The organism is Capsulimonas corticalis (genome assembly GCF_003574315.2).
In the GTDB taxonomy this organism is placed as follows: domain Bacteria; phylum Armatimonadota; class Armatimonadia; order Armatimonadales; family Capsulimonadaceae; genus Capsulimonas; species Capsulimonas corticalis.
The window spans coordinates 3,432,528-3,458,618 of record NZ_AP025739.1; the positions used below are offsets into that span (position 1 = coordinate 3,432,528).

The 26,091-nt window shown below is 59.4% G+C and carries 22 protein-coding genes; 14 read left to right on the forward strand and 8 right to left on the reverse strand.

Translation table 11 applies throughout. The annotated features are described in order from the left end of the window. The first annotated feature begins 117 nt into the window (after positions 1 to 117). Both D5261_RS14680 and D5261_RS14685 read left to right on the forward strand, forming a co-directional pair. Positions 118 to 816 carry a 7-carboxy-7-deazaguanine synthase QueE gene (locus D5261_RS14680; RefSeq protein ID WP_165864055.1) on the forward strand — a complete coding sequence of 233 codons (699 nt, stop codon included), beginning with the start codon at positions 118 to 120 and terminating at the stop codon, positions 814 to 816. A gap of 77 nt (positions 817 to 893) precedes the next feature. Next, on the forward strand, positions 894 to 1,166 hold the full coding sequence (locus D5261_RS14685; RefSeq protein ID WP_119320573.1) for a hypothetical protein: 273 nt from the start codon (positions 894 to 896) through the stop codon (positions 1,164 to 1,166). 95 nt (positions 1,167 to 1,261) lie between these two features. Here the strand turns inward: D5261_RS14685 and D5261_RS14690 are convergent, their stop codons facing one another. Next, positions 1,262 to 2,188 carry a sigma-70 family RNA polymerase sigma factor gene (locus D5261_RS14690; RefSeq protein ID WP_165864054.1) on the reverse strand — a complete coding sequence of 309 codons (927 nt, stop codon included), beginning with the start codon at positions 2,186 to 2,188 and terminating at the stop codon, positions 1,262 to 1,264. A 209-nt stretch (positions 2,189 to 2,397) separates the two neighbouring features. On the opposite strand from D5261_RS14690, the gene D5261_RS14695 reads away from it, so the two are divergent. Beyond that, positions 2,398 to 3,717 carry a heme ABC transporter ATP-binding protein gene (locus D5261_RS14695; protein WP_301002554.1) on the forward strand — a complete coding sequence of 440 codons (1,320 nt, stop codon included), beginning with the start codon at positions 2,398 to 2,400 and terminating at the stop codon, positions 3,715 to 3,717. Here D5261_RS14695 and bla read toward each other — a convergent pair. Next, positions 3,714 to 4,604: a class A beta-lactamase gene (gene bla, locus D5261_RS14700; RefSeq protein ID WP_119320570.1), complete on the reverse strand. Its 891-nt coding sequence runs from the start codon at positions 4,602 to 4,604 to the stop codon at positions 3,714 to 3,716. The genes D5261_RS14695 and bla overlap by 4 nt on opposite strands. Before the next feature lie 196 nt (positions 4,605 to 4,800). Here bla and D5261_RS14705 point away from each other — a divergent pair, with 196 nt between their 5' ends. After that, positions 4,801 to 5,352, forward strand: coding sequence for a peroxiredoxin (locus tag D5261_RS14705; protein WP_119320569.1), 552 nt, complete (start codon positions 4,801 to 4,803; stop codon positions 5,350 to 5,352). 27 nt (positions 5,353 to 5,379) lie between these two features. Continuing rightward, positions 5,380 to 5,841 carry a TlpA family protein disulfide reductase gene (locus D5261_RS14710; RefSeq protein WP_119320568.1) on the forward strand — a complete coding sequence of 154 codons (462 nt, stop codon included), beginning with the start codon at positions 5,380 to 5,382 and terminating at the stop codon, positions 5,839 to 5,841. Between the two features lie 230 nt (positions 5,842 to 6,071). Here the strand turns inward: D5261_RS14710 and metG are convergent, their stop codons facing one another. Beyond that, positions 6,072 to 8,120 (reverse strand): methionine--tRNA ligase, encoded by a 2,049-nt coding sequence (gene metG / locus D5261_RS14715; protein WP_165864053.1) that lies wholly within the window; start codon positions 8,118 to 8,120, stop codon positions 6,072 to 6,074. Between the two features lie 208 nt (positions 8,121 to 8,328). Here metG and serS point away from each other — a divergent pair, with 208 nt between their 5' ends. The 4 genes from serS to D5261_RS14735 all read left to right on the forward strand — a co-directional run bounded on the left by serS (position 8,329) and on the right by D5261_RS14735 (position 11,156). Next, a complete protein-coding gene (gene serS, locus D5261_RS14720) occupies positions 8,329 to 9,612 on the forward strand; it encodes a serine--tRNA ligase (RefSeq protein ID WP_119320566.1) in 1,284 nt (427 codons plus the stop codon). A gap of 7 nt (positions 9,613 to 9,619) precedes the next feature. Then, the gene (locus D5261_RS14725) at positions 9,620 to 10,078 is read left to right on the forward strand and encodes an SRPBCC family protein (protein ID WP_125205881.1); all 459 of its coding nucleotides are present in this window, start codon (positions 9,620 to 9,622) and stop codon (positions 10,076 to 10,078) included. A gap of 105 nt (positions 10,079 to 10,183) precedes the next feature. Then, complete coding sequence (locus D5261_RS14730) at positions 10,184 to 10,813, forward strand: nucleotidyltransferase domain-containing protein (protein ID WP_119320564.1); 630 nt, start codon at positions 10,184 to 10,186, stop codon at positions 10,811 to 10,813. After that, the gene (locus tag D5261_RS14735) at positions 10,758 to 11,156 is read left to right on the forward strand and encodes a hypothetical protein (protein ID WP_125205880.1); all 399 of its coding nucleotides are present in this window, start codon (positions 10,758 to 10,760) and stop codon (positions 11,154 to 11,156) included. Before D5261_RS14730 ends, D5261_RS14735 begins: the two co-directional genes overlap by 56 nt. A gap of 97 nt (positions 11,157 to 11,253) precedes the next feature. Here the strand turns inward: D5261_RS14735 and D5261_RS14740 are convergent, their stop codons facing one another. Together D5261_RS14740 and D5261_RS14745 are read right to left on the reverse strand one after the other, a co-directional pair. Continuing rightward, positions 11,254 to 14,379 (reverse strand): alpha-mannosidase, encoded by a 3,126-nt coding sequence (locus D5261_RS14740; protein ID WP_165864052.1) that lies wholly within the window; start codon positions 14,377 to 14,379, stop codon positions 11,254 to 11,256. 138 nt (positions 14,380 to 14,517) lie between these two features. Further along, positions 14,518 to 15,891, reverse strand: a complete 1,374-nt coding sequence (locus tag D5261_RS14745) for a cytochrome c peroxidase (RefSeq protein ID WP_119320561.1) — start codon at positions 15,889 to 15,891, stop codon at positions 14,518 to 14,520. 187 nt (positions 15,892 to 16,078) lie between these two features. Here D5261_RS14745 and D5261_RS14750 point away from each other — a divergent pair, with 187 nt between their 5' ends. Beyond that, the gene (locus tag D5261_RS14750) at positions 16,079 to 16,828 is read left to right on the forward strand and encodes a DUF1559 family PulG-like putative transporter (RefSeq protein WP_119320560.1); all 750 of its coding nucleotides are present in this window, start codon (positions 16,079 to 16,081) and stop codon (positions 16,826 to 16,828) included. A gap of 68 nt (positions 16,829 to 16,896) precedes the next feature. Here D5261_RS14750 and D5261_RS14755 read toward each other — a convergent pair whose 3' ends face one another. Further along, entirely contained in the window at positions 16,897 to 18,393 is a 1,497-nt protein-coding gene (locus D5261_RS14755; RefSeq protein WP_165864051.1) for a sigma-70 family RNA polymerase sigma factor, read from the reverse strand. A gap of 175 nt (positions 18,394 to 18,568) precedes the next feature. Between D5261_RS14755 and D5261_RS14760 the strand changes: the two genes are divergently transcribed. The 4 genes from D5261_RS14760 to D5261_RS14775 all read left to right on the forward strand — a co-directional run bounded on the left by D5261_RS14760 (position 18,569) and on the right by D5261_RS14775 (position 22,873). Then, a complete protein-coding gene (locus D5261_RS14760; protein WP_218025541.1) occupies positions 18,569 to 19,354 on the forward strand; it encodes an SDR family NAD(P)-dependent oxidoreductase in 786 nt (261 codons plus the stop codon). Positions 19,355 to 19,435: 81 nt separating this feature from the next. Continuing rightward, positions 19,436 to 20,296 carry an AraC family transcriptional regulator gene (locus D5261_RS14765; RefSeq protein ID WP_119320558.1) on the forward strand — a complete coding sequence of 287 codons (861 nt, stop codon included), beginning with the start codon at positions 19,436 to 19,438 and terminating at the stop codon, positions 20,294 to 20,296. A gap of 171 nt (positions 20,297 to 20,467) precedes the next feature. Further along, a complete protein-coding gene (locus D5261_RS14770; protein WP_119320557.1) occupies positions 20,468 to 21,241 on the forward strand; it encodes a class II aldolase/adducin family protein in 774 nt (257 codons plus the stop codon). Between the two features lie 30 nt (positions 21,242 to 21,271). Next, the gene (locus tag D5261_RS14775; protein WP_119320556.1) at positions 21,272 to 22,873 is read left to right on the forward strand and encodes a fucose isomerase; all 1,602 of its coding nucleotides are present in this window, start codon (positions 21,272 to 21,274) and stop codon (positions 22,871 to 22,873) included. A gap of 107 nt (positions 22,874 to 22,980) precedes the next feature. Here D5261_RS14775 and D5261_RS14780 read toward each other — a convergent pair whose 3' ends face one another. Together D5261_RS14780 and D5261_RS14785 are read right to left on the reverse strand one after the other, a co-directional pair. Continuing rightward, positions 22,981 to 25,056, reverse strand: coding sequence for a pentapeptide repeat-containing protein (locus D5261_RS14780; RefSeq protein ID WP_119320555.1), 2,076 nt, complete (start codon positions 25,054 to 25,056; stop codon positions 22,981 to 22,983). A gap of 208 nt (positions 25,057 to 25,264) precedes the next feature. After that, on the reverse strand, positions 25,265 to 26,089 hold the full coding sequence (locus tag D5261_RS14785; RefSeq protein WP_119320554.1) for a DUF4253 domain-containing protein: 825 nt from the start codon (positions 26,087 to 26,089) through the stop codon (positions 25,265 to 25,267). Between the last annotated feature and the right edge of the window lie 2 nt (positions 26,090 to 26,091).

A 26,091-nucleotide genomic window follows, 5' to 3' on the forward strand; every position in this document is an offset into this window, starting at 1 on the left:
GTTCTCCATTCGCCGGCCGATCTGTCGCCTGGACTTCATTATCGGCTCTCTCAACGCAATATATCAGAGAGGAGACGTCAAAGTCCAGTCAGAGGGAGGGCAAGGTATAATAGAGCCATGTCCAGCACGCTTGTACTTCAGCCTCATAACGGACGGCCTTATCTTGGCGCGACGCCTGATCCCGCCGCCGCGACTCGCGACGCGATGGCGGCGGCGAAGTCGGGGGCGCTGCCGCTGGTGGAGATCTTTTATTCTTTGCAGGGCGAGGGGCTGCGCACCGGGCAGGCGACGGTGTTTGTCCGTTTCGCGGGCTGCAATCTGGCGTGCGAGTTTTGCGATACGGATTTTCGGGTTCAGCGACTGGGGACGCCGGAGGAGATTGCGGACGAAATCGCAAGTCTGGCGCCGGACTGCCGCTGGGTCTGCTTCACGGGCGGGGAGCCGACGATCCAGGATTTGCAGGCGCTGTCCGATCTTTTGCATGCGCGTGGCTACCATCTGCAAATGGAGACAAACGGTACGCGGCCGCAGCCGGGGTGGGGGATCGACCACGTCACCGTCTCGCCCAAGCAGCCGCAGGGCGGCCGATTGGATTCCTGGTATGAAGCGAACGCAGCAGAGTTCAAATATGTAGTGGACGACGACGCGGATCTGGCGCGCGCTCTCGACGGCGCGCGCGGTCATGGACGCATGACGTTCCTCCAGCCCAACGCCTTAAACAAAGACGCCGTCGCGCTTTGCATCGAGGCTGTGAAGGCGCATCCGGCGCTGTTTCGGCTGTCCTTGCAGACGCATAAATTTCTCGATATCCGCTGATGCTCGCGCCCTGCGCGAAACGGGCGGCCGGTTTATTGTCTCTCGCTCCATGGGTATATTTCTGATGGAGGACGGACATGAACGTGAAGAAAATTTTGTTCTGGGCGGCCGCCGTCGCGGTGGCGGTCCCGGTGGCGCGGGTTGTCTGGCTGAGGCGGCAGGAGAGCTCCGATACGGATGCGCGGCGCAGCGCGAAGTTTGATGGGAAATCGCCGTACCGGGAGATCGTTGCGGATACGCTTCACGAACACAAGGGCGAGGAATCGCCGATGGTGCGCGCCTTTGAGGAGGCGCTGGAGCAGGAGACCCATGCCGAGCGACAGCTCGCACAGGATATCGGATTGCGTTAAGCTTGCCGCCGTCTTCAAAACTTGAAAACAAGATACAGCCCCGCCGGCAAAACCGGCGGGGCTGTTTTTATGGAATGGAGATAATGTCGGCGCGCTCAGGCCTGGAGATAGTCGCGCAGCCGCTTTTTGCGGGCGGCGGAGCGGAGTTTGCGCAGCGCCTGGGCTTCGATCTGGCGGACGCGCTCGCGGGAGATGTGGAGTTCGTCGCCGATCTGCTGAAGGACAAGCTTGTCGTCTTCGTCGAACCCAAAACGTTTACGCATGACGATCTGCTCACGATCGTCGAGCGTATTGAGAATGGCCTCGATCTCGCCGCGCATCTCGCTGGCGATCAGCTCATCCTGCGGATTGGGAGCGCTCTTATCGAGAACGAGGTTGCCGAGCGACGTGCTGTCGTCATCCCCGACCGTCATGTCCAAAGAGACTGGCTCCTGCGTGGTCTGGAGCAGGCTGTTCATCTTCTTCAAGGACAGGCCGGTGTGGGCGGAAAGCTGCTCGACGGTCGGTTCCTCGCCAAGCTCGCGGCGCAGCTCGGAGCGTGACCGGTCGATCTTGCGCAGTGACTCGGAGATATGCGCCGGCAGACGGATCGACTTGGATTTGTTGTCGATCGCCCGGCCGATGCTTTGCCGTATCCACTGCGTGGCGTACGTGCTGAACCGATACCCCATGCTCGGGTTGAATCGCTCCGTCGCCGTCATCAGACCGATCGCGCCTTCCTGGATCAGATCCTCCAGAGGAATTCCGCTGGCGAGATAGTTCTTGGCGATGGAGACGACGAGGCGCATATTCGCCTCGATCAGGCGTTCTTTCGCGGCGGAGTCGCCAAAGAGCGCGCGCCTCGAGAGAACCTTTTCCTCGCTGGCGGTGAGCAGCTTGGTGCGTGTGAGCCTATTGATATAGGACGCGAGGTCATCCGAATTGCCCGTGTCCGTGGTCGTTTCCGGGAATATCGTTCCGATCGCGTCCTGGCGTCCGCGATTCGATTGTGCATTGAAAGACTGGTCGGCTGTCGTGGCCATAGGTGTAACTTGCCTCGCCTGACGATACGATAACCTCATCTTCGAGTGAACGATGCTAGCAATTCGCTAATTCACCGCTCGCACGCCAATATCCTTCGTCGGCGCGGACAGATTTTTTGGCTTCGGTTTTCTTGTACCCGGTCAGGCCGTAGTTTATGCCTGAGTTTCTTACGAGGAAATTTGCTATAATCGATCAGGAAGTAATTGTGATGCGTCTGGCGGCGGAAAAAATCGATCTTGACTATGGCGGCGCGGAGCCGGTTCTGCGGGGTTTTTCCCTGGATCTGCGCGGCGGCGAGCTGGTGGGCGTCGTCGGTCCTAACGGCTCCGGGAAGTCCACGCTCATCCGCGCGCTCTCCCGCACGCTGCGCCCCCGACGCGGCGCCGTAATGCTGGCGGAGCACGATCTGTTCAAGGGCCGCACGGCGCGGCAGGCCGCGCAGTCCATCGGAACGGTGCCGCAAAGCACGGAAGTGGCGTTTGAGTTTACGGCGCGCGAAGTCGTGCAGATGGGGCGATCGCCGCATCTGCCGCGCCACCCGTTCGCGGGAGCGACGGCGCGTGATGGGGAGATCGTGGACCGGGCGATGGCGCAGGCGGGCGTCGCGCATCTGGGCGATCGCATCGCCTCCACCCTGTCCGGCGGCGAGCGGCAGCGCGTGCTGCTGGCGCGGGCGCTCGCGCAGGAGCCGGGCGTCATTTTGCTCGACGAGCCGACTGCGCATCTAGACATCCACCATCAGGCGCAGCTGTTATCGCTGGTCCATTCGCTGGCGCATGAGGATGGCGTCGCCGTTCTCGCCGTCCTGCACGATTTGAACCTCGCCGCCGAGTATTGCGACCGGCTGGCGCTGCTGCACGGAGGCCAGGTCGTCGCGCTGGGCTCGCCCGCCGAAGTGCTGACCGCCGAGCACGTCCGCGCCGCCTACGGCGCGCGCGTCTGGGTGCGGCGCCATCCGACGAATGGGCGTCCGTTGATTCTCTCCATTCCCGAGGATCCTGATATCTCCGATGGGATCGATCCTATTCCTGCATTGGGAGACGTTCTCGTCGTCTGCGGCGGCGGCACGGGCGCCGGACTGATGCTGCGCATGCGCCAGGCCGGGTGGGGGATCCGCGCCGCCGGCCTGAACATTGGCGACACCGATTTGGAGGCCGCCGAAATGCTGGGCGCGCCGTGCGTCCTTGAGGCGCCGTTCACGGCGCTTTCCGAAGACGCCGTGCGCCAGATCGAAGCATCGGTCCAAACGGCGGCGGCCGTCGTCGTCACCGACGTCCCGTTCGGCCGGGCTAACCTCGCCAACCTGCGGGCGGCTTTGCACGCCGCCCAGGCCGACAAGCCCGTAGTCTGCCTTCAGTCCTCGGACGCGAAGTTCTCCGACCGCGACTTTACCGGCGGCGAGGCCGCCGCGCTCTGGGACGAACTCCTCGCCGCCGGCGCGATCCTAGTGACCGACGGCGACGGCGTACTGGAGGCGCTGGAGCCTCGCCAGTCACCTCAGCCTTCACGTGGGGATGACGTTTTTTAAATGATGGCGCCGGCGACAATGCGGGCCGCTGAGGCGATTACGTCTTCGCGCGCCTTGGCGTTCTTCTCGTGCTGCGTGGTGTAGATCGCGAGGAGAATGGGCGCGTGGCGGGGAGGCCAGAGTATGGCGACATCGTTGGCGGATCCGTAGTCGCCTGTCCCCGTTTTATCCCCCACAAGCCAATTGGCGGGAACGCCGGCGGCGATGCGTTTCTTGCCCGTGGTGTTGCCGCGCATCCACTCCTGCAATTGCCGGCGCTGATGCGGCGGCAGCGCGTCACCCAGCGCCAAACGCTTCAGGCTGCGCCCCATCGCTCTGGGAGTCGATGTATCGCGCAAATCTCCCGGAATTGCGGTATTGAGTTCCGTCTCCCAGCGGTCCAGATGAAAGACGCGGTCCCCGATCAAACGTGAAAACGCGGTGACGGCCGCAGGGCCACCAAGGATTTTCATCAGTTGATTCGCGGCGGTGTTGTCGCTGTACTGGAGCGCCGCCGCGCACAGCTCGGCAATCGTCATACCGTCGCCCACATGCTTCTCGGTGATTGGGGAATACGTCACGAGATCTTGCGCCGTATATCGGATGCGCCGGCCGAGCAGTTCCGGGGTCCGCGCGCTTCGATGCAGGATCGCGGACGCCAGCATAATCTTGAACGTGCTGCACAGCGGAAAGCGCTCATCGGCGCGGTAGCTCATCTGTGAGCCGTCAGCCGTGTTCAGCGCATAAACGCCCAGGCGGCCGTTCAGCGATTTTTCGAGGCTCGCGAATTGCGCCTGCGCCGATGCGGCGTCACATTCTTCGGCTCCCGTCAATAAGGCGGTCGCGGTCGTCAGCGAAAAAGCGGCCGCCGAGAGCAGAAACGCCCGGCGGCTTTCCGAGTAACTCATCTTTATTACCTGTCCTGATGATATGTAATCGAAGTGTACCCCGCGTCAAGGATCCTGAGGTAAGCTTCGTACTCAGAGTCAAATTTCCGCCTCCTCGTAGGTATAATAAAGGCGCTTACGGGAACTGTCCCGCGAAGTTCCGTTGTTAACCAAACGATCACCCAGTTGTAACTATAGATGGAGGCTTTTCATTACGATGGCTATCGCCAAAGTGGGGCAGCTCGCGCCCCAGTTCACCGCACCTGTTTTCGATCCCGCCGACGGCTCACGCCTGGGACATAATGTTAGCCTCTCCGACTATAAGGGAAAGTGGCTCGTCTTCTTCTGGTACCCGCTCGATTTCACCCACGTGTGCCCGACCGAGATCACCGCGCTTTCCGACCGTTATGAAGAGTTCCAGGAACTCGGGACTGAGATCCTGGGCGCCAGCACGGACAGCGTCTACAGCCATAAGGCGTGGGCGTCGACTCCGCGTTCGGCCAACGGCATCGAAGGTCTTGCCTACCCGATCATCTCGGACATGACTCATCATGTCGCGGAAGATTACGGCGTGCTGATCACCGACAAGGGAATCGCCCTTCGCGGTCTGTTCATCATCGATCCGGAAGGCGTCCTTCAGTACGCCACGATCAACAACCTGAACCTGGGCCGCAGCGTCGATGAGACGCTCCGCGTGCTTCAGGGCCTCCAGACCGGCGGCCTCTGCCCCTCGGACTGGAAGCCCGGCCAGAAGACCCTGAAGGGTTAAGACGCAAACGACAGAAAGGGAAGCGTCATGCCGTTAAAAAGCGGAACTCCCATGCCGAGCCTGGACGGCGCCACGGAGTGGTACAACGGGGAAGTCACCGGCGAGTCGCTCGCGGGAAAGCCGACCCTGGTCTACTTCTGGGCGGTCTCCTGCTACATCTGCAAAAACAATATGCCGACGATCGGTGAATGGAAAAAGCAGTTTGCCGGTCAGGTGAACTTCGTCTCCGTCCACATGCCGCGTCAAGAGTCGGATACGGACCTGGACGCCGTGAAGAAGATCATGGCGGAGTTCAGTATCGACGAACCGGTCGCGGTGGACGGCTACCATGAGATCGGCGAGCGGTTCCAAACCCAGGGCTACTGGCCGTACTACTTCCTGTTCGACGCCGACGGCAACCTCAAGAGCCGCGCCGCGGGCGATGTGGGTCTGAAATCAATCGAGGGCACCCTGAATCGATTGATCAACCCGGAACCCGTCGCCGCGTAAGGCGGATTCGCCTGGGAGTTACCTAATCCTTGGTTTCGGCCCCAGGCAAACCCACCCCCGGCCTTCGGCCGACCCCTCCCGCCGACGGGAAGGGTAATGAAAAACAAGAGCCCCATCGCCTACATGGTAAGCGATGGGGCTTTTTCTTCAACCCTTCCCGGTGACGGGAGGGGTGGCGCGAAGCGCCGGGGTGGGTTTGCCTGGGGCCGATGCGAGGCCGGGGTAGGTCACTACCGCACTTCGGCGCCGGCGCCGACTTCGGATTCGGGGGTCAGCAGGATCGCGCGGCCGTTTTCGTCGGTGGCGGCGAGGAGCATGCCCTGGGAGTAGACGCCGCGCATTTTGCGCGGGGCGAGGTTGGCGATGACGACGATCTTTTTGCCGGGCAGGTCTTCGGGTGCGTAGCTTTCGGCGATGCCGGCGATGAGGTTGCGCGGCGCTTCTTCGCCGACGTCGATTGTCAGGTGCAGGAGCTTGTCCGCGCCTTTGATGCGCTCGGCGGTTTTGATCTCAGCGACCTTCAGCTTCAGTTTGATGACGTCGTCAATGGTGATCGTGTCGTCGATCACTTCGGCGGGCGCGGCGGCTTCCGTGGCGGGCGCGGTTTCTGTGACGGGCGTCGTGGCGGCGGCTGCGGTCGCTTCCGGCGTCGGGGTGGTCTCACTCACGATTTTTTTTTCCTTCGATGGTTTTGAGCTCGCTTCTTTGGCGTTCAGCTCTTTCAAATTGATGCGCGGGAAGATCGGCTGCGCTTCCAGCGTTTGCGTTCCCGTGGCGAGGAGGCCCCACTGCGACGCGGTTTCCCAAGCGGGCGTGACGCTCGGATCCAGGCCCAGCTGCTCGCGGATTCGCGCGGAGGCGTAGGGCATGAACGGCGCGATCAGGACGCTGGCGATGCGGTTGGCTTCCAGCACTTCGTAGAGGGCTTCGATGACGCCTTGCTTGTCGCCTTCTTTGTGACGTTTCCAGGGCGCGGAGGTGTCGATGGCCTTGTTGGCGGCGGCGATCAGCTTCCAGGTCGCGACCAGCGCCGCGCCGGGGTTTAAGCTCTCCAGCGCGTCGGTGGCTTCGCGGTAAACTTCCTGCGCGAGCGTCGCGACCGAGCTTTCGGCGGTCGCGGCGGCGGCTTCGGTAATGACGCTGTCTTCGTACTGCTTGAGCATGTTCAGCGTGCGGTTCAGCAGGTTGCCCAGGTCATTGGCGAGCTGGAAATTGAAGTGCTCGACCAGGGTCGAAAGCGAGAACTCGGCGTCGCCGGTGAATGAGATGTCGCGAATCAGATAATAACGCAGCGCGTCAATCGCCGCGCCCTGCGTCGCGCCGCTCGCGGCGACAAGGTAATCCACGGCCTCTTGCGGGGTCGGGATATTGCCCTTGGACTTCGCGCCCTTCTCGCCGCCGACCAGCCACCAGCCATGTCCGAGGACGTGCGCGGGCAGCGGCAGGTCCAGGCCCATCAGCATGGCCGGCCAGAGCGTGGCGTGGAACCGGACGTAGATCTCCTTACCGACCAGATGGACGTCGGCGGGCCACAGGGTATCCCAGTTGGTATCGCCGGGCCAGCCCGTGGCGGCCAGATAGTTGATCAGGGCGTCGAACCAGACATAAACGACCTGCGACGGATCGTCCGGCGTTTCGATCCCCCAGCCGGTGTTGCGGCGGGACACGGCGACATCGCGCAGACCTTCGTCGATAAAGGCCAGCACTTCGTTGCGGCGCGTATCAGGCTGCAGGAAACTGGGATTGGCGTGGATATATTCGCGCAGGCGCTCGCCATAGGCCGAGAGCTTGAAATAGTAGACGTCTTCCGTCACGCGCTCGACTTTGGCGCCGCTTTCGATGGCGACGCCGTCCTTGACCTCGGAGTCGCGGAAGAACGTCTCATCGGAGACCGAGTACCAGCCCTCGTACTTGCCGGCGTAGATATCGCCGCGATCGCGCAGGCGTCGGAAGACCTCGGCGACGACCTCTTTATGGCGCGGCTCAGTGGTGCGGATGAAGTCGTCGTAGGAGATGTCCAGGAACTTCCAGGTCTCGACAAATCGATTGGAAATCCGGTCGACGAACGCCTGAGTCTCCTCGCCCAGCTTCGCGGCGGCGTCGGAGACTTTCTGCGCGTTTTCATCGGTGCCCGTCAGGAAGAACACCTCTTCCCCGCGCTGCCGATGGTAACGCGCCAGCGCGTCCGCAACCAGCGTTGTCGTCGCGGAGCCGACGTGCGGCACGCCGTTGACATAGTAGATGGGGGTCGTGAGATAAAATTTCTTCGAGTCTGCCACGGTGCACCTTTGCCGGGAATCGCGCTTTTGGCGAAAAATTTAGGATGGTTAAGCCCAATTGTACCCGAGGATGGGGGCATTTGTCAGTCCGCCGCTATCAAATCGACGACGCCTTGTCCCTTGCAGGGAGCGTTTTGGAACGAAACCGGGAGTGATTTGCGTATGATATTGCTTTTCTTACGTCGGTTTCCTATGGTACAATAGCGCCATGCTGGACATTAAACTCTTACGTAACGACCCGGAAGGCGTGAAGACGCGCCTGCAAGCCCGCAACGCCGATCCGTCGGCTGTGGATGTTGTTTTGGATCTCGACTCGCAGCTTCGCGCGAATAAGTCCGAGGGCGAGCAGCTTCAGGCGGATTTGAACTCGTCCAGTAAGAGCATTGGCGCGCTGATGAAGGATAAGAAGCTTGAGGAAGCCGAAGCGGCGAAGGCGCGCACGCGGGAGATGGGCGATCAGATCGCGCTTCTCGCCGAGCGCCGCCGTAGCCTGGAAGAAGAACTGGACGCCAAGCTCTTTCTGATTCCCAACCTGCCGCATGAGACGACGCCGCCGGGAGACGAAGAGAACTTCCAGATCGTCAAGGAAGGCGCCGCGACCCGCAAGTTCAACTTTGCGCCGAAGGCGCACTGGGACCTGGCGACGGATTTGGGGATCATCGATTTCGCGCGCGGGACCAAACTCTCGGGCAGCGGGTTCGTGCTGTACAAAGGGATTGGCGCGCGCCTGGAGCGCGGCCTGGTCCAGTTCATGCTCGATCTGCATCAGGACAAGCATGGCTACACCGAGTGGGCGACGCCGTTCTTTCTCTCCCGCGAGAGCATGAAGGCGAGCTGCCATCTGGCGAAGTTCACGCCGGAGATGTACCACGACGCCGAGGATGACCTGTTCGCGCTGCCGACTGCCGAGCCGGCGCTGATCAACATCCATCGCGATGAGATTTTGGATGGCCGCGACCTGCCGCTGAAATATGTGGCGTATTCGCCCTGCTGGCGCCGCGAGGCCGGCGCCGCGGGCAAGGACACCCGGGGACTGCTGCGCGTCCACCAGTTCGACAAGGTCGAGATGGTGAAGTACACGCTGCCCGAGACGTCCTACGACGAGATGGAGAGCCTGCTCACCGACGCCACCGACGTGCTGGACGCGCTCGGCCTGCCGTACCGGATCAAGCTGCTCGCGGGCGGGGATATCTCCTTCGCCGCATCGAAGTGTTACGATGTCGAGGCGTACGCGCCCGGCGTCGATAGCTGGCTCGAAGTGTCGTCCTGCTCCAACTGCGAGGACTTCCAGAGCCGGCAGGGCAATATCCGGTTCCGCCGAGAACCGGGAGCGAAGCCCGAGTTCCCGCACTTGCTTAACTGCAGCGGCACCGCGCTGCCCAGAGTGCTCGCCGCCTTGCTGGAGACCTACCAGGAAGCCGACGGCTCCGTGCGGATCCCGGACGTCTTGCAGCCCTATTTAGGCGGCCTTTCCGTATTGACCAAAGGATAGGATTTCCGTGCAATTCACTCACGAATATACGATGACCCTTGACGCGACGCCCGAAGCGGTGTACGCCGATTGGACCGACGCCGGCATCCTGCCCTCGCGTCTCACGCACGTCCGCGCCATCGCGCGCGGCGACCACGAAGACCTGGCCCGTCTGATCATCATGATCGCCGGCCGCCACATCGAATTCCCCGCCCAGCGCACCATGTGCGCCGCCAACACCATCTGCTGGCAGAGCCTGGGCGAAGAGTTTCTCTATGTGCTCACCGTCGAAGTCCAGCGCGAGAAAAAAGGCGGCGGCTCCCACGTCACCGTCACCGTCGCCTACGACCCGCCGGGCTTCCTGATCGACCTGATCGAACTCGGCACCCAGCGCGTGTTCAAACAGCAGTTCGAAGCCGACATCAAGCACTACGCCTCGTCCGTGGACACGCCCGATCTGCTCGGGGCGCTGGGGATGACGGGGTAGGGGTTTCCCGGTTGCGTGGCGCTTGAGGATAAACTCTGGCGCAAATATCAGCTTTGATTGCCTGTTCTTGACACTGTACGCATATTGCGTAATAATATACGCAATATGCGTACAGGGAATCTATTAGACGCGTTTTTCTCCAAAACCCGCCAGGCGGTGCTTGCGGCGGTGCTGTTGCAGCCCGAACGCCGGTGGTATTTGCGCGACCTCGCTGGGTTTCTCGAACTCTCTCCGTCCAGTTTGCAACGGGAGATGGCGCAGCTGACCGAGGTCGGTCTGTTGCGGCGTGAAGCCGACGGCAATCGTGTCTACTACCAAGCAGATCCTGCGTTTCCAATCCTGAATGAATTGCAAAGCATTTTTGTGAAGACATCGGGAATCGCGAATACGATACGGACTTCGCTCGAACCGTTTACTTCCCAAATCGATGTGGCGTTTATCTTCGGTTCCGTCGCTCGCGGAGAGCGAACGGCGCAAAGCGATGTGGATGTCATGATCGTCGGCGCTGTGCGAATGGTTGACCTCGCATTGCCGCTGCGCGAGCTGGAGCGCAATCTTGGCGCGCCCGTGAACATTTCCCTCTACTCACTTTCGGAGTTCATGGAAAAGTTGCGTCTTGCGAATCATTTTTTAACGACCGTCATGCAGCAGAAGAAGATCTTTTTGAAGGGAGACGACAATGAGCTGGCAAACCTTGTCCGCGCAGCAGCTCATACGCCCGCACGTCACGAGTAAAAGGGAACTTGACGAACTGCGCGGAGTGGTCGCGCGCGATCTTGCGGACGCTGCTTTAGTTGGCCTTTCCGCAGATAGGCGCTTCGCCACGGCATATAACGCCGCGCTTCAGACAGCGAAGATGGCGATCGCCTGCGCCGGCTACCGTGTGGCGGGGCTTGGCCACCATCAGACATCCTTCGAGGCGGCGGAGATTGCGCTCGGCGCGCAAAGCGCATCCTTTACCGCCTATTTCGACGCGTGCCGCCGCAAGCGTAATACCGTCGATTACGATCGCGCGTATGTGGCGTCGGAGACGGAAGCCGATCAGGTTCTGGACGAAGCGAAAAAGTTTTGGCGCTGACGGAAGCATGGATCGCGCAGTTCTATCCCCAATTCCTGTGATCCCCAGACCGCCGTTGGGATATTGCGCTTTACGTTCCGGGATGGCGCGCAATTCGTTACGCCTTGAGACGCACCCGCAGTGTTCGTATCTCATAGGGCTTCACATCGAACGCCAGTCGCGCTCCATCCACCGTCACATGCCGCGCCCGGCTTTCCTCTGTCTCCACTTCCAATAAATTCACTTCCGCCGCCGATTCTATGTTCTGTCCAAACGTCAGAGCTGCTGGGCCGCGCTGACCGTACGCTTCGTACAATCGCACGATCACGCTTTCGTCGTCTTCCGCTTTCTTCACCGTCTCAACAATCACATTGGGTTTATCCACGCTGACGAGCGACATGCTTGCGGGCAGGTCGCCATGGCCGTGGACGGCGGCGAATTGGGCGGGGACATTGAATTCGTAGGCGCGCTGGACGGTTTTGGCGGCGCGCCAATCGCCGGCGTGGGGCAGGAGGGCGTAGGTGAAGCGCTGGCGGCCGAGGTCGGCTTCGGGGTCGGGGCTTGTCGCGCCTTTGAGCAGGGTGAGACGCATGACGTTGTCCTTGATGTCCCAGCCGTACTTGCTTTCGGAAAGCAGCGAGACGCCGTAGTCGCCTTCGCTCAGGTCCGCCCATTTGTGGGCGCAGACTTCGAAGCGCGCCCAGTCCCAGCTGGTGTTCCAGTGCGTGGGGCGTTCGACGTTGCCGAACTGAATATCGTAAGTGGCGCGCGGGCTGCGCACGGTGACCGGGAAGGCGACTTTGAGCAGCGTATGGCGCTCTCGCCAATCGACTTCCGTGTCGAAGTCGATCCGGGCGATGTCCCGGTAGAGACTGATACGCTGATGGAGGCTGCTGCCGCGTCCGAAGGTCCGCGTAATTTCAATGCTCGCGCGGATGGGGCCATGTTCGGCGACTTCGAGACGGGTGAGCGATTGCGCGGGAGTCATTTTGTCCAGGTAGAAGATATCGATGTCCCAGGCGTCGTAGTTCAGGGGTTTATCTTCGAAGGTGAGGAAGGCGTTGCCTTTGCAGTACGCGCCGGCGTCGATCACTTCGCGCTGGGTCCGTTTGTCCCACAGGGAGGAGATTTCGCCGTTCTCATCCAGCGTGAGCGTGAAGAATTGATTCTCCAGAGTGCGCTCGGTGACGTGGAGTGTCGGCTCGTCGTGCGTGTTGTCGAAAAGCGGCAGCGCTTCGGCGCGCAGCGTGTCGTAGCCGAGGGCGGGGACATCGCTCAGGTGGACGAGTGTTTTCTCCTGGCCGTCCAGATCGACGACGTGCTGGCCGGGCAGATTCAAATTGCGCGGGGCTTCGGCGACATCCGAACGCGGCCACGAGAGCGGGTTGTAGACGACGACATCGCCCGCGCCTTCGGCGATCTGATCGGCGATGGCGCCGAGCGCTCCCTGCACGGTGTCGGAGGCGATGCCGAGGATCGTCTGGTAGTCGCGCTCGCTGTCTTCATAGACCTCGCGGATCGACGATCCCGGGATGATATCGTGGAACTGGTTGAGCAGGGTTAATTCCCACGCTTTCGCCAGCGTCGGGCGCGGGTAGGGGCGCGCTGTTGTGAGATTGGCGAGGCAGCAAATCTGTTCGGCGGTTTGCAGCAGCAGTTCGGATTGCCGGTTGAGCTTCTTGCTGCGCGCCTGCGATGTATACGTGCCGCGATGGTACTCCAGATAAAGCTCGCCGACCCAGCGCGGCAGGTTCGGCTTGCCTTCGACCTGCCGCGCGAGATCCTCAAAAAACGCCTCACTGTCCGAGAGCTTGACTTTGGGCATGCCGGGGAAGTCTTGCAGGCGCGCCGCTGTCTCCAGCATCGCGCGGGTGGGGCCGCCGCCGCCGTCGCCGTAGCCGTAGATATAAAGATCCGAGTCCGTGAGATGCTTCTGCTGGTAGGCGTTCCAGTTCTGGCGAAGCTGCGCGGGCGTCATCACGGCGTTGTAATCGCCGAGCGGGGAGTAGTGCGTGAGCACGGAGGTTCCGTCGATTCCCTCCCATTCGAACGTTTGATAGGGCGGCTTGTTGAACTGGCTCCAATAGATCTTGATCGTCATGAAATACTTCATGCCGGCCTTTTTGATGATCTGCGGAAACGCCGCCGCGTAACCGAAGACGTCCGGGAGCCAGACGACATCCGTGTGCGTCCCAAACTCCTGCTGGAAGAAACGCAGACCGTACAAAAACTGCCGGACCAGGCTCTCGCCGCCGACCACGTTGCAGTCCGATTCGACCCACATCCCTCCGACCGCTTCCCATTGTCCCCGTTGAATGGCCGCCTGGATACGCGCGTAAACCTCGGGATAGTCTTGTTTGAGATAGGCGTACTGCTGGGGCTGCGAACAGGTGAACTTGTATTCGGGATACTGCTCCATCAGCGTCAGCGCCGTGGTGAAGGTGCGGCCGATCTTTTGACGCGTGTGCGCAAGCCGCCACAGCCACGCCGTATCGATATGCGCGTGGCCCGTCGCCCAGATTGTCGGCGCGAAGTTTGGATCGGCGTGATACTTCTGGTAAAGATTGGCCTGGAGATATTCTCCGGCCCGCGCGGCTGAGGCGTAAAACACATCATCGCTCACGCCGCGCGAGAAGTCCAGAATATTCGTCGCCTCGTCCAGCGCTTCCAGGATGACGGCGTACTCGCGTCCATTCCCATCCATCGTTTTCGCCGACTCGAGCGCGACGCTCATGTCATAGTAGAGCGCCTCCGTCGGCGTGTCGATCCATTGCAGCTCGGCGATCTTAATTTCGACGGTTTTTGGTGTGAACACGCGGGCAAAGCGCTGGTCGCCGAGGCCCGTATAGCACTCCAGCGCCAGTGTGTACGTGCGTCCGCCGTCGGCGCTGTCCGTCAGCAGCAGATCGTGATGGAATAGGTCGATGGCCTGCGTCGCGACCCCGTCAACCCACACCAGCGTTTCGGCCTCGGCGAGCTCCAGTCCGAGAAACACGCGCTGTCCTGTCCACGCCTCCGGGACGGTCACGGCGGAGCGCAGCCAGATCGTCTGCTCCCGCGCTTCGTACGAACCGAGCGCGGGGAATGTGTCCCAGCCCGTGTCGTCGAAATCGGAGGCGCTCGCGCCGTCGATAGGGCCAAGGGCCTTGCGCCAATCGCCTAAGGGAACCGAAGCGCGCACCCGCGCGCGCTTCAGCTCCGCAACCCGCTTCTCGATCTTTTCGACGGTGTAACGCCAGCTCACGATTTTTCTCCTTGGGACGCCGCGCGTCTCGTCGTGGAAATTCGTGGGTGTGTTCGGCGTGAGGAGAGGGGATACCTGCATCGGCGGCGAGAAGACGAGATTTCCCGGGACGCAGTCCCGGGAAATCTCGAAACGATCTTAAAGCGAGTCCAGAAATGCTTTCAGGTCGGCCCGTTCGTTCGGGTTCAAATTCATGTTGAACCGGCCGTTGTAAAAGTCCACCACGTCACGCGTGGATGCGGCGGAGCCGTTGTGGAAGTACGGAGCTCGCGCGGGGAGGCCGCGCAGGGTGGGGATTTTGAACTTACCGATGTCCGCCCATTTGCCGGTGACGAGCGCGCGTCCGGGATCGGTCGTCAGACGCACGGCGCCCGTGGATGAATTGCGCAGCGTGTAGAGCGGCATGTCGGACGTGCGCCGCGCGGCGTCCGTCAGTCCCAGGTCCATGAACGCCGCCGACGAGTGGTTTCCCACTTCGGGCGTGTTATGGCACCCCGAACAAGTCGTGCGCGCCAGCGAAAGATGGACGACATCGTTGAAGCCCGCGACCCCCGTCACTGCAATCGGACGCGTATTGAAGATGGCTTCTCCGCGAGCAATGGAGGCGCGCGCGCGTGACTGCGCATCGGGGGCGGTGATTCCCTGCCATCTGCCGAAGATCGTGAAGACATTGGGATTGAAACTCGCCGATGTGGGATCGTTTTCACCCAGCGTGAACGGGAGCGTGGTGAGGTAGCGCGGGCCGCCGTTGGCTCCGAAGGCGCCGAGCGGCCCCGCCGCGTTGTCGAGGGACTGCGCGGTGTAGAGGCCGCGCTCAAAGGTGACGAGCTGGTTGAGGACGGCGGCGCTCGGAGCCGCCGACGCCTGTTCGTGCGTCAAGACCGCCGTCGCGGCCTGATGGGCCAGATCGGCGGCGATATTCGTGCTGGAAATCGTCTCTCGCCCGTCCCACATCACCGTGCTGGTAAACGCAAGGTTTGTGGGAGGAAGCGGACGCCGGAACAGGGAGAGCTGCGCGGGCGACGCAAAACCGTAAGGATCGTTCGCCGCCGTCAGCGTGAACTCGGCGCCCGACGGGACCGGCAGGCCGATCCGGATATCCCCGCGCGTCAGCAGCATGCTGTACGCGGCTTGCCTCGCGGCGACGGTGGACACGTTCGCGTTCGGCGAGTTCGCTCCATCCACCGTTCGGAAGATCGGGGCCAGGCCGTTCGTCTCTTGAAATCGCGCCTGGACGCTTGCGGGCGTGATGCTCCAGCCTTCCTCGGGATGATGGCAATTGTAGCATGTTCTTCCGTTGCTTCCCAGGCTGGTAAAGAATGGATGAGTTGCGAGGGCCGGCCCGGTGGCGCTGATCGTCGCCGATTGCCCGGTGGCGTCTGGGAATTCCGCTCCCGCCGGCGGCGGATTGGGAGGCGGGGGCGGGGGCGGCGTGGACGCCGCCTGCGCGAGTGTGGTGAACAGTCCGGCGGTGGATGCCGCCAATAACCAGGAAATCCGACGTTTCGCCATGTGTGTGTCTCCTTGCCATTGGACGCTGATGTTACTATTCCATAGTAGCGTTCAATCATGAAGAGAACATGAAGAAACCATGAAGATTTCCGTCTGGGAGAAACTCTGAGTCCCCTACGGATTTTTGTGTTTGGCGCCGACAATTGGGCTAAAGCTTTTGCAAAGATATCAATCAAGGAATTACACTATGAAGCGTACCGGTTTTACATTGATCGAGCTGCTCGTTGTCATCGCCATCATTGCGGTGCTCGCAGCCATCCTCTTCCCGGCGTTCGCCAAGGTTCGCGAGAAGGCGCGCCAGACGTCGTGCCTGAGCAACCAGAAGCAGCTGGGCCTGGCCGTCATGCAGTACAATCAGGACAACGACGACCACTTTCCCGGCGTCCAGGCTTATGGCCAGGGCTGGGCGGGCGCGATCTATCCCTATGTCAAGAGCACCGGTGTGTACATCTGCCCGGATGACGCGGGAACGACGGCGACCAAGGTTTCTTATGGATTGAACATCAACCTGACCGTGACAAACTGGTCGCAGGCGACAACCACGTCCGCGCTCGCGGCTCCGACAAAAACGGTCCTGCTGTTTGAAGTCAGCGGCAACAACGCGGATCCGAGCAACCTCAACGAAATCGCAAGCGCGACCGGCTGGGGAATGGACGCGGGCGGCGACGGTTACTGGCACGGCGTCGGCTACTACGCCACCGGCGATCTGGGCCAGCCTTCGCACAACTCCAACGACGGCGGCAACAAGAGCGGCCGCCACACCGACGGCTCCAACTTCCTGCTCAGCGACGGCCACGTCAAATGGCTCCGCCCCGCCAATGTCTCCGCCGGCAGCACGCAGGACACCGCCGATCTCGATCAGGGCGCGGGCAGCACCACGCACAATGCGGCGGGAACAAACATCACGAAGTTCGCCGCCACGTTCAGCCCGACATAAACCTCTCTCCTCTCAAGCCAACGGCCGCGTCGCAATAGCGACGCGGCCGTTGGCTTGTCTTGGCTCTCTCAAGAATTTGGCGGCGTGAACTCGAATGTGTTCGCGGGAATCTTCGAATTGACTCGAATGTCCGAATAGTCGATCGTGAAGTTCAGTTCCGGGAAACGCCCGGATGTGTCCTGACTGACGACTCGGTAAAGTAAGTGGTCGGCGCGGCCTATGGAAAATGTCGTGGCGCCATGGTCGTCTTTGTTGTCCGGGCGGGGCGGTGTAAAGAGTGTATCGGTGAGTACCCCGCCGATGACGGCGGGCGCTCCGAGGACGAACATTTTCTTAGCCTTGGGGTCTTGCGCGACGACTTTATCGATATCCGCCCTGGTATCGTCGAGCATCATCTCGGGAAATGGCTCTTTGACATCGGCCGCGCCGATAAGGCAATCCATCAGCGGTGTGTAATTTTTCATCAGAGGCTGGCCCGACGCCTGGTTGGGAGCTTCTTCGGGAACTGTCCACACCTTTTCATTCGCGTACAGCACACGCTTGGAGGAGGCGTCGCGTGTCACGACGATATTGAATTTCCCCGGACGCTGAAACGCGTAATTTATTTGATATGGCATCCCCATGGCGCCGCTTCCCGCCGCTGTCTCGGTAAACGTGCAGGATTTCAAATCCGCATACGTCCGGAGCATTTTGAGATAACAATTGAACGCCGCCACATGAGTGTCCGCAATAGCGGGATTTGCGATCGGCTCCTTTCCCGTGCGTGGCGAATGCGGAGCTTTGGCTGCGGCAAGGTAAACCCCGCCTCCGGCAAGAATGAGACCTCCGGTAATGGCGGCGATGGTTTTTACTTTCGCGAGTGTCATGGCTGTTTGCGCTCCTTGGGCGATTAGCGGGATAGGCGCGCCTGCAAGGGGCGCCGAGGCGTACGTTTGTACGATCTCCGAGATCTTTGCTTCGAGGTTCGCAGGCATGGCGTGGGCGTGATGGACCTGCACCAATTCGGCGGCGGCGGCGACCGTCAGCGGCGCGCCGGCGCGTGTCAGCGTCGTGCGGAGCTTCGCCAGCGCGCGATTGACGCGCTTGCGCGCCGCTTCTTCGGAGATTCCGATCGCAGCCCCCGTCTCCGCCAGGGTGTAGTCGCAGATGAATCGAAGGAGTACGACGTTTCGATCTATCGGCGCCAGCTTGTCCAGGGCTTCTCCAACGCACAAATCCGAAACGCGATCGGCTGCTTCTGATGCGGTATGACTGACTTCACGCGCCATCAATTGCTCGCGCATTTGGCGTCGCCTTTCTCCTCGCAGCGCATTTCTCGACGCATACTTGCAGGCGTCAAATAGCCAGGATGGAAGGACGATGCTGGAGCGAAAGGTCGGAGCCTTGCGCGCAAGCAGCAGGAAAACCGCCTGTGTCACATCCTCCGCCTGTGTCCGGTCGCCGACTTCGCGCAGGCATGTCGCATAGACCAGCCGCAAATAGCGCTTCGTCAGCTCCGCAAACGCGGCCTGCGAGTTCGTCTCGACAAAGGCGCGCAGCAATTCCCAATCCCGTCGTTCGTGCATCGTGACATTCTCTCCGTGGCTATTTGATGGGTAATTGTCCGGTGGAGGAGGTAAAGCGGACATCGGCGCAAAAGAATTTTATTGTACCGCCTGAGGGTACCCTGTAAGGTAGCGTCGCCTGCGGCGTAACTTTGGAAAACGGGGCCGCCAATCAGCGGCGGCGGGAGATGATCGAATGAGCGTGACGAATTCTGCATTGACGCTGGATCTGAGCGGCAAGGTGTGCGTGGTGACGGGCGCGACCGGGGATCTGGGCCGCGTGATGGCGCGGACGCTGGCGCGGTGCGGCGCGGATGTCGCGATCAATTATCTGCGTAACGCCGAGATGGCGCAGACGCTGGCGGCGGAGGTGCGGGAATTGGGCGGCCGCGCGCTGGTCGTGCAGGCGGATGTGACTCAGAAAGAGAGTGTGGACGCGATGCGCGATCTCGTTCATGCGGAGCTGGGCGTCGCCGATGTCCTGGTGAACAACGCGGTCATTCAGTATGATTGGACGTCGGTATTGGAGCAGTCCGTGGCAGACTATGAGAGCCAGTTCCGTTCGTGCGTTCTCCACAACGTGCTGATGGCGCAGGCGTTCGCCCCGGCGATGATCGCGCGCGGCGCCGGCGGCCGGGTCATCGGGATCAATACGGAGTGCGCCATGCAGAACTTCACCAGCCAATCGGCCTATGTGGCCGGCAAGCGCGGTATGGACGGCGTGCTGCGCATCCTGGCGAAGGAGATCGGGGAGCACCAGATTACCGTCAATCAAGTCGCGCCCGGCTGGACGATCAGCGACCGCGACCGCGCAAGCGGGACGGAGCACAATGAAGGCTACGAAAAGAATGTCCCGATGAAGCGACGCGGGACCGATCAGGAAATCGCCAACGTCGTCGCGTTCCTGGCGTCGGACCTGTCGAGCTATATCACGGGCGCGTATATTCCTGTCTGCGGCGGGAATGTGATGCCGGCGATTTAGGTGGGTTTGCACGGGAGGGGCCGGTCATCAGAGGGCGCCAGGGTAGGCTTGCAACCCTCACTTATGCTATCATAACGCAAAATGCCGCTACTCGATTCCGATCAGCTCTTTAACCAAAAATCCCAGCTTCCTGGGATGCTCGACGACATCGAAATCCGGCCGCTCTGGGCGGCGCGGTTTGATCTTCAGGTCGGCAGCTGGAATCTGCCCAAGCTCGTCAACGACTTCTGGCGTATCTATCAAAACGACGCGCGGGGCGGGCGGCTGATTGCGGCGACCGGGACGATCGATCTGGAGCCGCATTCGGTTTATATTATTCCTGCGGGATTGGAGCTTTCGAGCCGTAACGAAGAGCCGATCACGCAATTCTTCATACACTTCGAGTTCCGGGGGATTCCGCCGATTGCGTTCGAGGACATCTTCCCCGGGCCGGTGCGGATTCCCGAAGATCCGCTGTTTTCGCAAATCGTGTCTCGGCTTGGCGATCGGGTGGCGCGCGAGGGCTGCGACGATGTGTCCGTCCAGTGCATGATCAAAGGGATCATCTATGAGGCGCTGGGGCATTATCTGGGCGCGCTGACACCCGAAACGCTGGAGCGGTGCTGGACGCGCGTGTCGCTGATCAAGCCGCTGCTGCCGGCGCTGCAATGGATTCAGGACAATCTCGATCAGCGGATGACCAACGCGGAGATCGCATCGCTCTGCCATATGAGCGAAGGGCATTTTATCCGCCGCTTTCGGGAGGCGACCAGCCTTTCGCCGGTTCAGTATATTTTGAAGCGCCGGGTCGCCTGCGCCGCCCAGCAGCTCTTGTTTACCAACGACAGCATCGACCAGATCGCCGAGCAGAATGGCTTCGCCGACCGGTTCTATTTCTCGCGCATCTTCCTGCGTGAAACCGGACGCCCGCCCGCCGCGTACCGGCGCGGGCATCACGGATAATCGCCGCCGTTTTCCCCTCGCGCACGCTCTGCCGTGCAGGATCCTCCATATTTTTGTTTCGATCGTCTATTGGCCTCCCGGTCGGTCCGTGATAAAATAACACTCGTGGGATTTTGTCCCGCGAGCCAAGACTTTTCGGTCAAGAATTTTATCAGTCAACGAGGACACGCCATGACGGATACGGACGGAATACTGCCGCAATTGCTGACCCTCTCGCACGATCTGGGCGATGCGGGGCGTCAGTGGGCGATCCTGGGGGAAGGCAACACCTCCGCGCGTCTCAGCGAGGCGACGTTTTTGGTGAAGGCCAGCGGCTCGCAGCTGCGGACGCTCACGAGCGACCAACTGGTTGAAGTCTCGTTCGCGCCGCTTTTGGACGCGCTGCGAAGCAGCGAGTTCTGGCCCGATGAGCGCACGCGCGACCTGCTCCGTTCCTGCTGCGTCCATGAAGGCAGCCGCACGCCGAGCGTCGAGACGCTGTTCCACGCGGGGCTGCTCAGTCTGCCCGGGGTGAACTTTATCGGTCATACCCATGTCACCAGCATCAATAGCCTGACCTGCTCGCGCGGCGGCTGGGATCTGATGCTGCAAGGGCGGCGCTTGTTTCCCGATGAGATCGTCGTCTGCGGCGTCGCTCCCTGCTGCGTTCCCTATGTCGACCCCGGCCTGCCGCTCGCGCGGACGATATTAGAGCGTGTCCAGCAGTTCATCCAGAAGCATGGCGCAGTCCCCAAGACGATCTACCTTCAGAACCACGGCTTCATCGCGCTGGGCGCCAGCGCCTCCGAAGTGCTCAGCATCACGCAGATGGCCGACAAGGCCGCGCACATCCTGATCGGCGCGATCGCCTGCGGCGAGCCGATGTTTATGAGCCACGCCGACGTTTCCCGCATCGCGACGCGTCCCGACGAGCATCTGCGCCAGCGAGCGCTGGGCCTGAAATAAGAACTCTCGAAGACATAGAGGAATCTACTCATGACAAAGCAAGTGATTTTGATCGCCAGCGGCGATCTGCGGATCGCGGCGAACCAGACCTGCGAGGCGGCGCAGGCCGCCATGGAGGCGCAGATTGTCGCGGCCTTAGAGCGCGAGGGCGTTACCGTCAAGCGCGGGCATCCCTTCGATCCGAAGAAGGGCCATGGCTTTATCGACAGCCAGAAGTACGGCATGGAAGTCTTCCGGGGGATCGATCCCGAGGCGCCGCTGATCGTCGCCGAGGCCGTCTGGCAGTACAGCCACCATGTGCTGCATGGTCTGGTCACTCACAAAGGGCCGATCCTGACGATCGCCAACTGGAGCGGCACGTGGCCCGGCCTGGTCGGCATGCTCAACTTGAACGGCAGCCTGACCAAGGCGGGCGTGAAGTACAGCACGCTTTGGAGCGAGGAGTTCACCGACGAGTACTTCCGGAAGGGGCTGCGCCAGTGGCTGTCCGAAGGGACCGTCACGCACGACACCAGCCACGCCAAGGCGTTTGAGGCGAGCGCGGCGCCGGCGGACGCCGTGGCGCTGGGCGCGGAGTTCGGACGCGAGCTCAAGACCCGCAAGGCGATCATGGGGATCTTCGACGAAGGCTGTATGGGCATGTTCAACGCCATCCTGCCCGACGATCTGCTGCACGCCACAGGCGTGTTCAAGGAGCGTCTGAGCCAGTCCGCGCTGTACGCCAAGACTCTGACCGTGGGCGATGACGAAGCGCAGGCCGTCTACCAGTGGCTGCTGGACAAGGGCATGACCTTCCACTACGGCCCGGATGAGGCCACGGATCTCACCGAGGCGCAAGTCCTGCTCCAGTGCAAGATGTACATCGCCGCCCTGCGCATCGCCGATGAGTTCGGCTGCGACACGATCGGCATCCAGTACCAGCAGGGCCTGAAGGATCTCGCCCCGGCGTCCGATCTGGTCGAAGGACTGCTAAACAACGTCAGCCGCCCCCCCGTCCAGCACGAAACGACCGGCGAAGAGCTTTACGCCGGCGAGGCTCTCCCGCACTTCAACGAAGTCGACGAAGCCGCCGGCCTCGACGCCCTCGTTACATACCGTCTGTGGCGCAAGCTCGGCTACGCGCCCGAGACCACCCTGCACGATCTGCGCTGGGGCCGTCAGTACACCGGCGGCGGGATCGACGAATATGTCTGGGTCTTCCTGATCTCCGGCGCCGCGCCGCCCGAGCACTTCATTGGCGGCTACGCCGGAACGTCGAGCGAGCGCCAGCCCCCCATGTACTTCCGCCTCGGAGGCGGCACGGTCAAGGGAATCAGCAAGCCCGGCGAGATCGTCTGGAGCCGCATCTACGTCGCCGACAATGCGCTCAAGTGCGACATGGGCCTTGGCGGCGTCGTCGAGCTTCCGAAGGAAGAAACCGACGAGCGCTGGAATCTGACCACTCCGCAGTGGCCGATCATGCACGCCGTCCTCTACGGCGTCACCCGCGACCAGATGATGGCGCAGCACAAAGCCAACCACATCCAGGTCGCCTACGCCCCCGACGCCCAGGCTGCCCAGCGCGCCCTCTACGCCAAAGCCGCCGCCCTGCAAGAACTCGGCGTCACCGTCAACCTCTGCGGCGTTGCGTAGGTATATTATTACAGTATACAGGGGTTTAGTATTAAATTACATTAGACCCCTGCAATCTGAACTCTGACGTTCAAGTCGAGCGTTGAAATTTCGCTAAGTCATGTTGATCAAATTTTCGCACGATTTAATTTAGCGTTAGTGTTGATTCGTTCTGGTTTTATTGGTTGTAGAATAAAATTTAAAGGCCATTTTGTATTCTTGTTGTAATATACATGAATTAATTTCGCTCCTGTCCAGTTTACATGGCTTAAATCCGCATCACTCAAATCAGCATTCTCAAGATTAGCATTAGTCAGATTTGCTGTTTGGAGTTTTGCTCCATGCAATCTTGCACCTGTGAGGTTTGCATTGGTGAAATTTGAATTGAAGAGTGAAGTATTCTCGAAATTTATTTGAGTGAGATCTGCTCCTGAAAAGTTGGTATCCATTAGTTGAGTGTTTCTCAAATCGGCGTTTAATGTTATTGCGTTCGAGAAATCAGCGCGGAATAAGACCGAGTTCTTCAGATTCGATACAAAAAGATAAGCTTTACGAAAATTTGTTCCTTTGAGATTTGTGTTTCTTAAATCGCTGTATGATAAATCGGAATTGCTCATGTTGGCGAAGCTTAAGTCTGCGTGGCTCAAAAGTGAACTTGATAAATCTGTATATTGAGCACTCACATCTATCATGTGCGCTCCACGAAGATCGCTATGACTAATATCTGCATGATCTAATATGGATTTGTTCAGGTCAGCTCTTACTAAGAATGCGTTTTGTGCGTTGGCATATCGCAAATCACTTCTCGTCAAGAATGCAGGTTTAACGTGTGCGATTTGCACATAATCTTTTTCCAATGACTGGTTTGTACGGTAATCAAATTCGATGTTTTGAAATGGTGAAGGCGTATGTAGCGCGTCTCTATCTATCCATTCAGTTGGTTTTGTAGAAACCTCTGTGTCGCTAATATTCGCAAATGGGCTTACATTCAGTTCTTCTAAGATGCGCGGTACCCATCGGCGCAAGTTAAATGTGCCCAATTTTGGTCTTGGCATGTTATTTTGATATAGTTTTCGTGGAACACCATTAAATGCGGATGTCGAAAGCCAAAAGAATATACAGCCAATTGCTAGTGATAAAGCTGCATTGTTCATTTTGGCCTTACCCAATTGAAATGCTTTAGGTGTAGTCCAATCGTTGATGCTTTTGCTTTTGTGTCTAAGCGTGATATTGGTAAGATGGTGAAAAGTAACAGCTGTCCACATAAATAGAAATATTAAAATTACATGCGTTCCTGTTATTGTCCAATCTCTACGAGGCAGAGCTCTTGCCCAAAATGGGAGACACATTAGAGGTACGAACCAGTATCCGAGAAACGAAAACAGTAGACTTTGAATTGTGGATAGAGGTTTTCTTTGCGATTTTAATTGTGGAAAATAGTCTCGAACTAAATCACTTAATAACCAGGGATGTGTCTTTTGATCTATCGTTGCACCATCAGGGAAAACTGCCGGGAGAATAGACAGCGATTCCCATAGTCGCTGTAAGTATAAATGGAAGGCGACGTAGAGAAAGAATAATACTGTAGGCGCTAGCCAGAAGAACATCCGGACAGCTATGTCTACATCGAGAATAGGTAATTTCGCAGTGCCTGAATCCGTAATTAACTGAACGTCTAGCGTCTTTTGAATGGTTAAGAGCATAAAGGCCGAAGACAACAACATTGACAAAAATAATTTGCCTGCATTTTTAGATAACTCTTCAACATTCTTTAGACTTTCAAAATCTTTAATTTCCGCAGGCAGTTTTGCGCGTCGTAAATTTGCACCACCAAGCTGTTCGCTAATTAAGCCGTTGACTTCCGTCAGGTCAGAGCCTTCTAGATCGGTGTCAATAAAGACAGTGTTGATAACATTAGCATCTTTAAAATCAATTTCTTTTAGTTTTGCTCCTTGTAAATCAATATTGCTTAAATTAGCTCCCGCAAAGTCTGCTGTTTTAAGATCATACTTTTGAACGTCAAGTTTTTGCCCTTCGATGCCTTTGGTAGATATCCATAAATCATGTGCTGTTATTGCCTCGGAAAATGGATCCACCTTTGGTTTCAGTAGATCTTCGTGTGCCGTAGTTACCGAAGATATTGTTTCTTTATTGACGCTAAATGCAGGTATTTTTCTTTTGGATATAAAATTGAATGGCTTCATAATTTAATAGACACTAATACGAGTAAAAAGTTGCATAGGTGCAATCTAATTATTAGAGATAGATGGATATAAACAAAGGGGGTGGGTAGAATACTTTACTTTGAGGAATGATGTCTTATAAGGCGATGTCGCCGTTTACCGTTGCGGTACTATATATCCCGAAGTTATTAAGGAGTAATGGCGGCAACTCTTACGGTTAGCATTGCCATCAATCCCACCACAGAAATAGCGTTTTCGTTCGTTGGATCTCATACGCCAGCAGCTTCGTTCCGTCTTCGCGGCTGAGACCAGGGGTGCGCGCCGCTTCGGACGCCTCACGCAGAAGCATTGCCTTGACTTCGGGAGGGTAGGACGCTTCGCGGATCGTGGCTTGAAACTGCGCGTGGAAGTCGCCCGCGAGCGCCCTGGCCGATTGTCCGCTTTGCGTGGTGAACTTGAGACGAGCGCCGGGGCAGAGGGCGCGCGCGGCGGCGAGGGCCCGGGAGTCTTCCTGGTATGTGATGGCGACGCCCTGTTCGACGGCGTCGGGGCAGAACCGATAAGCATCCTCGGCGAAGACGCAGAGATTTTCCGGCAGCGTATCGAAGCGCAGAGCGACCCAATCACACGCTGCGCCGACGACATTCAGGCGGCATTGCGTCGACCAGTAGGCGATACGGTCGATGACATCGGCGGTGGAGACGCCGTGGTTTACTCCATTCGAGCGGCGGAGCCGTACGATCGCCATCATATCGGTTGTTGGCAGGAGAATGAGCTCATCGCTGTCCCGCAGACCGCTGGGGAGCCTCCGCTCGCTCCAGAAGGCCCGGCAGCCTTTCAGTAGCAGCGCCGCCTGATGCGTTTCGATAAACTGCTCGATGCGCGTTTTGGAGAGTGAGACGGACAATCCTGCGGGGGCCTGGGCGCTTTGCCCGTCCTCTTCGGCGGCGGCGTGCTCCAGTGCGCCGCTCGTTGCTTGTTTGACAAATATTGCGACATCGTGCGGAAATCCAATCGTCTCGATCATCCGCATTTCTTCGGGCGTGAGTTCCATTG